This is a genomic window from uncultured Wocania sp. (assembly GCF_964021735.1).
Lineage (GTDB): Bacteria > Bacteroidota > Bacteroidia > Flavobacteriales > Flavobacteriaceae > Wocania_A.
This window is the reverse complement of record NZ_CAXIBN010000178.1, coordinates 1-6,394: the sequence shown is the minus strand read 5'-3', so window position 1 is coordinate 6,394 and position 6,394 is coordinate 1. Positions and strand designations below refer to the sequence as shown.

Genomic DNA, 6,394 nt, shown 5'->3' with positions numbered 1-6,394 from the left:
GCATGTGACCGAATAATAAACAATTAATACTAATCACATGAAAACAAGATTAAAAATCATATTAACCCTATCAATTTTGATTTCTATGCTTGCATGTAATGAAAAACCTAATAATAAAATGAATGTAACTGCTGCTAATATTTTAGGAAATCCTGAATACTTAGCGATTTCATATGGTGGTTATCGTCAAACAACTCGTGATGTTCAGCCGACTGTTGATGAGCTAAAAGAAGATATGAAGATTTTAGCAGCAATGGGTATTAAAATTTTGAGAACTTATAATGTGCAATTACAACAAGCACCAAACTTATTAATAGCGATAAGTGAATTAAAAAAAGAGGATCCTAGTTTCGAAATGTATGTCATGTTAGGTGCATGGATAGATTGCCAAAATGCATGGACAGATCTAGAACCAAACCATGAAGTTGAAAGCGAACAGAATGCAGGTGAAATAGATAGGGCAGTGGCGTTAGCAAAAGCTTATCCAGATATTGTAAAGATTATTGCTGTTGGTAACGAAGCAATGGTGCGTTGGGCAACCAGTTATTTTGTGCGTCCAAATGTGATATTAAAATGGGTAAATCATCTACAAGAATTAAAGCAATCAGGGGAGTTACCTAAAGATTTATGGATTACCAGTTCAGATGATTTTTCATCATGGGGCGGTGGAGATTCAAGTTATCATACCCAAGATTTAGAACAATTGATAAAGGCAGTAGATTATATCTCAATGCATACGTATCCTATGCATAATTCTCACTATAATCCTGCATTTTGGTTAGTTCCAGAAAACGAGATTAACCTTTCAGAAAGTGAAAAAATTGAAGCAGCAATGCTTAGAGCAAAAGAGTTTGCAATAAAACAGTATGATTCTATTAATAGCTATATGAAAAGCTTGGGAGTAAATAAACCCGTTCATATTGGAGAAACAGGTTGGGCAACAGTATCTAACGGGCATTATGGAGTTAATGGTTCAAGAGCAACAGACGAATATAAATCAGGACGTTATTACGAACTGATGAGAAATTGGACAAATAAAGAAGGCATTTCTTGTTTCTATTTTGAAGCTTTTGATGAACAATGGAAAGATTCGCATAACGCTAAAGGATCAGAAAACCATTTTGGTTTAATCAATTTAAAAGGAGAAGCAAAATATGCCTTATGGGATATGGTAGATAAAGGTATTTTTAAAGGATTAACTAGAGATGGAAACCCAATAACTAAAACTTATAATGGTAATAAAGAAGATTTAATGAAGGATGTTTTAGTACCGCCTTCTATTGTTGAAGTTGGAGTGCCTCATTAATTAAAATATTAAAAATGAAACAGTTAAAATATTATGTCTATTGTTTTTTGCTAGTGGCTATGAGTTGTAATGAAATAGATAATAAATTACAAGTTGAGGTTTTTGAAACATCAGCTAAAGGAAATAAACTATCCAAAGTTACAGAGTTTAAAACCTTAGAAAATAAAGCGTCTATTGTATTAAATCCAGAACAAACCTTTCAAACCATTACTGGTTTTGGAGGAGCCTTTACAGAGTCTTCAGCGTATTTATTAAACAAGTTGAGTAAAAAAAATAGAGATACTATTTTACAAGCTTATTTTGCTAAAGATGGAGCGCGATATTCATTAACCAGAACACATATGAATTCTTGCGATTTCTCACTCACAAACTATTCATATACACCTGTTGAAGATGATGTAAATTTAAAACACTTCACTATTAAAGAAGATAAAGATGATTTAATCCCAATGATAAAAGATGCTTTAGCAGTATCAGACGATGGATTTAAAATTTTTGCTTCACCGTGGTCTGCAGCGCCTTGGATGAAAGATAATAACAGTTGGGTAGGCGGTAAATTATTACCAAAATATTATGACACTTGGGCGTTATTCTTTTCAAAATATATTGAAGCTTATAAAGCTGAAGATATTGAAATATGGGGGTTTACAGTAGAGAATGAACCTCATGGAAATGGAAATAATTGGGAGAGCATGCATTTTTCTCCAAAAGAAATGACAGATTTTGTTCAATTTCATTTAGGTCCAAAATTAGAAGCCGATGGTTATGGTGATAAAATTATTTTAGGCTACGATCAAAATAGAGCAGGATTAAAAGAATGGGTAGATGAAATGTATAGAGATGAAGGGTCTTCAAAGTATTTTCACGGAACAGCAATTCACTGGTACGAGAGTACTTATGATTTTTTCCCAGAAGCCTTGCAATACGCACATAACAAAGCCCCAAATAAGTATTTAATTGAAACCGAAGGCTGTGTAGATTCTCAAGTGCCGGTATGGAAAGATGATGCGTGGTATTGGAGAAAAGAAGCAACCGATTGGGGGTGGGATTGGGCTCCTGAAGACCAAAAATATTTACACCCCAAATATTCGCCAGTAAACCGCTATGCTAGAGATATTATTGGTTGCCTTAATAACTGGGTAGATGGATGGGTAGATTGGAATATGGTTTTAGATACTCAAGGTGGGCCAAATTGGTTTGAAAACTGGTGTGTGGCGCCAGTAATTGTTGACCCAGATAAAGATGAAGTTTACTTTACACCATTGTATTACACTATGGCACACTTTAGTAAATATATAAGGCCAGATGCGAAAATTATTGGATTAGAAAATTCTGATGAAAAATTAATGGCTACAGCAGCACAAAATCCAGATGGAACAATCTCAGTTGTACTTTTTAATGAAACAGAAACCCCAAAAACTATAAACTTATCTATTAAAGAAAAAACAGTAGAAATTTCAATAGATGCGCAAGCAATTCAAACTATTGTCATTCCAAAAAAGGAATTATAACTAAACAAACCAAAAGATATGTCAAACATAAAAACTGCAAAGAGGGACAAAGTTCCTTTCGGACAAAAAATGGCCTTTGGCTCAGGACACTTAGTACTAAATTTATTACCAGGAGCTTTAGCTGTATTCATGTTCTTTTTAGTAACTGCATTTGGAATGGATCCATGGTTAGCAGGTTTGTTGGGTGGTTTACCTAGAATATTCGATGCGCTCACTGATCCAATAATGGGTTTTATTTCGGATAATACAAAATCGAAATGGGGTAGGCGAAGACCATATATTTTTATCGGAGCAGTTTTAAGTGGTGTATTATTTGCGCTTTTATTCCAACTAAGTGAAGATAATTCCGTTATGTTTAACTTTTGGTATTTTCTTCTAATGTCTCTATTGTTTCTCGTTGGAAACACAATGTATGCTACGCCATTGGTAGGTTTAGGGTATGAAATGACTACCGATTATAACGAGCGTACACGCTTAATGGCATTTGCAAATACGGTTGGGCAAATTGCTTGGATGCTAGTACCTTGGTTTTGGGTAGTTATTGCAGATCCTACCGTATTTCCTATAAGTGAAGAAGTGTTAAGAACTATTGGAGAAATGGGGCTTATAGGTGATGAATTGCAAAAAATAACAACAGAAAAATTGCAAGGAACTGGAGTTCGTAAATTGTCGTTAATAGTTGGTTTGATTTGTATTGTGCTTGGGATTTTACCAGCTTTATTCTGTAAAGGACTTGATGCTGGGAAAATGGAAAACAGAAAAGAGATAGGTCTTAAAACATTATCATCTAATTTTAAAGAATTAGGACAGGGTATAAAGGAAGTATTTAAAAACAAGCCTTTTATGAAGTTGTGTGGAGCTACATTTTTAGTTTTTAATGGTTTTCAAATGGTAGCTTCGTTCAGTTTTTTCATAATAGTATTTTACATTTATAATGGTGATTATGGTTTAGCAAGTACTTGGCCTGCTTGGTTTGCTTCACTTACAGCAATAGTAACTGCCTTTATGGTTATTCCTATCATTTCTCGTATTTCTGATAAATGGGGAAAACGAAAAGCCTTTATTATTTCTACAGTGATTTCTATTATTGGTTATTGCTTCAAATGGTGGGGTTTTGATAATAACTTAAACGCACAGTTTAATCAGTCTACTATTGGTAGAGAATTAAATAATTTTGTGGCATCTGTATTTGATGCGATTAATCCTTTTTTAGATAGTATTGGTATGTCATGGTTTAGTATGGATACGAGCCAAGGAGGTCCATGGCTAATGTTTGTACCAATTCCGCTCATGGCTTTTGGTTTGGGAGGTTTGTTTACCTTAATGATGAGTATGACAGCCGATGTTTGTGATTTAGATGAACTTGAAAATGGTATGCCTCGTAAGGAAGGTACCTTTGGTGCAATATACTGGTGGTTTGTAAAACTGGGTCAGGCACTAGCATTGGTGCTTGGGGGAGCAATATTAAGTCTAGTTGGTTTTGACGAAGATGCTGTGTCTCAAACAGCTGAAACAATGACAAGATTACGAATCGCAGATATTGTAATACCAGCAGTTACTGCGGCTATTGCTGTTTGGATTATGTGGAAATACAATTTAAATGAAACTAGATCAAGAGAAATAAAAGTAGAGCTAGTAAAACGAAGAGGAGAATTATAGAAAAGGTCATAAATAAAAAATTAAAATAATGTCAAGTAAAAGAGACCATAAAATGCTGTCGTTATTAGGAGCTAATCTTAATGACAAGACAACAAAAGGATTAGAAAACATATTTAAAAGAGTTTTAAAAGGAGGTATGCACGGTATAGGGTTTAGTCCTTATGAAGAAGGTCAAGAACCCGGAGATCAAATTTCAGAAGCACAGATTCGTAGACGAATGAAAATTATTAAACCATATACAAAATGGATTCGTTCTTTTTCATGTACAGATGGTAATGAAACTATTCCTCGTATTGCGAAAGAATATGGAATAAAAACATTGGTTGGAGCTTGGTTAGGTGATGATGCAGAAATTAACAAAAAAGAAATTGCTGGTCTTATACAATTAGCAAAAGATGGTTATGTAGATATTGCTGCAGTTGGAAATGAAGTCATGTATAGAGGAGATTTAACTGAAGCAGAGCTTTTAGGTTTTATGTATCAAGTTAAAGAAACATTACCAAAAGATATTCCTGTTGGTTATGTAGATGCGTATTATGAATTTGTTCATCGTCCAAAAATAACTGAAGCTTGTGATGTAATTTTAGCAAACTGTTATCCGTATTGGGAAGGTTGTAGTTTAGAATATTCTTTATTATACATGAAAGATATGTTAAACCAAGCTACTAAAGCAGCTAATGGTAAAAAAGTTATTATTTCAGAAACGGGGTGGCCTAGTGAAGGAGAAGGTTTGCAAGGTGCAACACCATCCTATGAAAACGCTATGAAGTATTTTATAAATACGCAATTATGGTCTAAAGAAGATAATGTAGATGTTTTTTACTTTTCATCTTTTGATGAATCTTGGAAAGTTGGAGCCGAAGGCAATGTTGGCGCCTATTGGGGAATTTGGGATAAAGACGAAAAGCTTAAATACTAATATAGTTGTAATAAATTTTCAAAATAATATGACTAAAATGATTAAAACAAAACCTCTGTATAGTGTTTTATTAGTAATTGTTTTTGTTGTGCTATTATGTAATAACCCTAAGCGCAATCTTTATCCTGAAACACTAATAGGAGGATTAGAATTGCTATCTTCAGAAAGAACAGGCATAGATTTTAATAATGCTATTAAAGAATCTAAAACGGTAAATCACTTATACTATAATCAGTTATACAGTGGTGCTGGCGTAGCTATTGGAGATATAAATAATGATGGATTGCCAGATATATTCTTTTGTGGCAGAAAAATTTAAAGATTATCACAGTTTTGCATCCTCAAAATTGTTAGATATTAACCTGAAGATAAAGTAGATGATGCCATTATTTACGAGATAGATAGTTTTGAAAGTATAATTTTAATAAATGATGGTGGTAAACTTATAAGGAAATCATTACCAATACAGGCACAAGTTTCTTCAATAAAAGCATCATTAGTTTTAGATGTTAATGGCGATGGAAATAATGATATTATAACGGTTTGAAATCACTACGGTGTAGAAGTTGAAATAACGCGTTATGATGCAGGAATTGGATCGGTGTTTTTAGGCGATGGAAACAATAATTTCAGTTTTATAAAACCTTTTCGAAAGCGGATTTTATGTTCCACATGATAGTAGATATATTAAAATACTTGAGCAGAGCAATAAAAATTTAATTATTGTAACAAATAACAGTGCTCCGTTATCGCTATTTAGTAATAAAAAGTAGCCAAGCTAGAATTTATAGGTTTTTTTATTTTAAAATTTTATGACAAAAAATAGCATTGTACTAATAATGATTGTGTTATTTTACTCGTGTGGAGTTAAATTAAATACAGAGAATAATCAAACAATTAACAAGAGTTTAGAATTTGTAACACTATTTAGTTCAGGAATGGAAGATGGTGTTGCTTGTTATAGAATTCCAGCAATCGTTACAGCGCTAAATGGTGATT

At 33.2% G+C, this 6,394-nt stretch carries 6 protein-coding genes; all 6 read left to right on the top strand.

The window, feature by feature from the left end:
• Positions 1–37 precede the first annotated feature (37 nt).
• Complete coding sequence (locus tag AADI82_RS12895) at positions 38–1,306, top strand: glycosyl hydrolase family 17 (RefSeq protein WP_341216838.1); 1,269 nt, start codon at positions 38–40, stop codon at positions 1,304–1,306.
• A 59-nt stretch (positions 1,307–1,365) separates the two neighbouring features.
• Positions 1,366–2,817 (top strand): glycoside hydrolase family 30 protein, encoded by a 1,452-nt coding sequence (locus AADI82_RS12890; protein WP_341216839.1) that lies wholly within the window; start codon positions 1,366–1,368, stop codon positions 2,815–2,817.
• Between the two features lie 18 nt (positions 2,818–2,835).
• The gene (locus AADI82_RS12885; protein WP_341216837.1) at positions 2,836–4,476 is read left to right on the top strand and encodes an MFS transporter; all 1,641 of its coding nucleotides are present in this window, start codon (positions 2,836–2,838) and stop codon (positions 4,474–4,476) included.
• Positions 4,477–4,504: 28 nt separating this feature from the next.
• Positions 4,505–5,395 (top strand): glycosyl hydrolase family 17 protein, encoded by an 891-nt coding sequence (locus tag AADI82_RS12880; RefSeq protein WP_341216836.1) that lies wholly within the window; start codon positions 4,505–4,507, stop codon positions 5,393–5,395.
• Positions 5,396–5,432: 37 nt separating this feature from the next.
• Entirely contained in the window at positions 5,433–5,714 is a 282-nt protein-coding gene (locus AADI82_RS12875) for a VCBS repeat-containing protein (RefSeq protein WP_341216835.1), read from the top strand.
• Between the two features lie 493 nt (positions 5,715–6,207).
• Positions 6,208–6,394 (top strand): sialidase family protein (locus AADI82_RS12870; RefSeq protein ID WP_341216834.1); only part of this gene is annotated, 187 nt, incomplete at its 3' end.

Coding starts and splice junctions, on each gene's coding strand:
- AADI82_RS12895 (WP_341216838.1), top strand. CDS start 38: ATGAAAACAAGATTAAAAATCATATTAACCCTATCAATTTTGATTTCT.
- AADI82_RS12890 (WP_341216839.1), top strand. CDS start 1,366: ATGAGTTGTAATGAAATAGATAATAAATTACAAGTTGAGGTTTTTGAA.
- AADI82_RS12885 (WP_341216837.1), top strand. CDS start 2,836: ATGTCAAACATAAAAACTGCAAAGAGGGACAAAGTTCCTTTCGGACAA.
- AADI82_RS12880 (WP_341216836.1), top strand. CDS start 4,505: ATGTCAAGTAAAAGAGACCATAAAATGCTGTCGTTATTAGGAGCTAAT.
- AADI82_RS12875 (WP_341216835.1), top strand. CDS start 5,433: ATGATTAAAACAAAACCTCTGTATAGTGTTTTATTAGTAATTGTTTTT.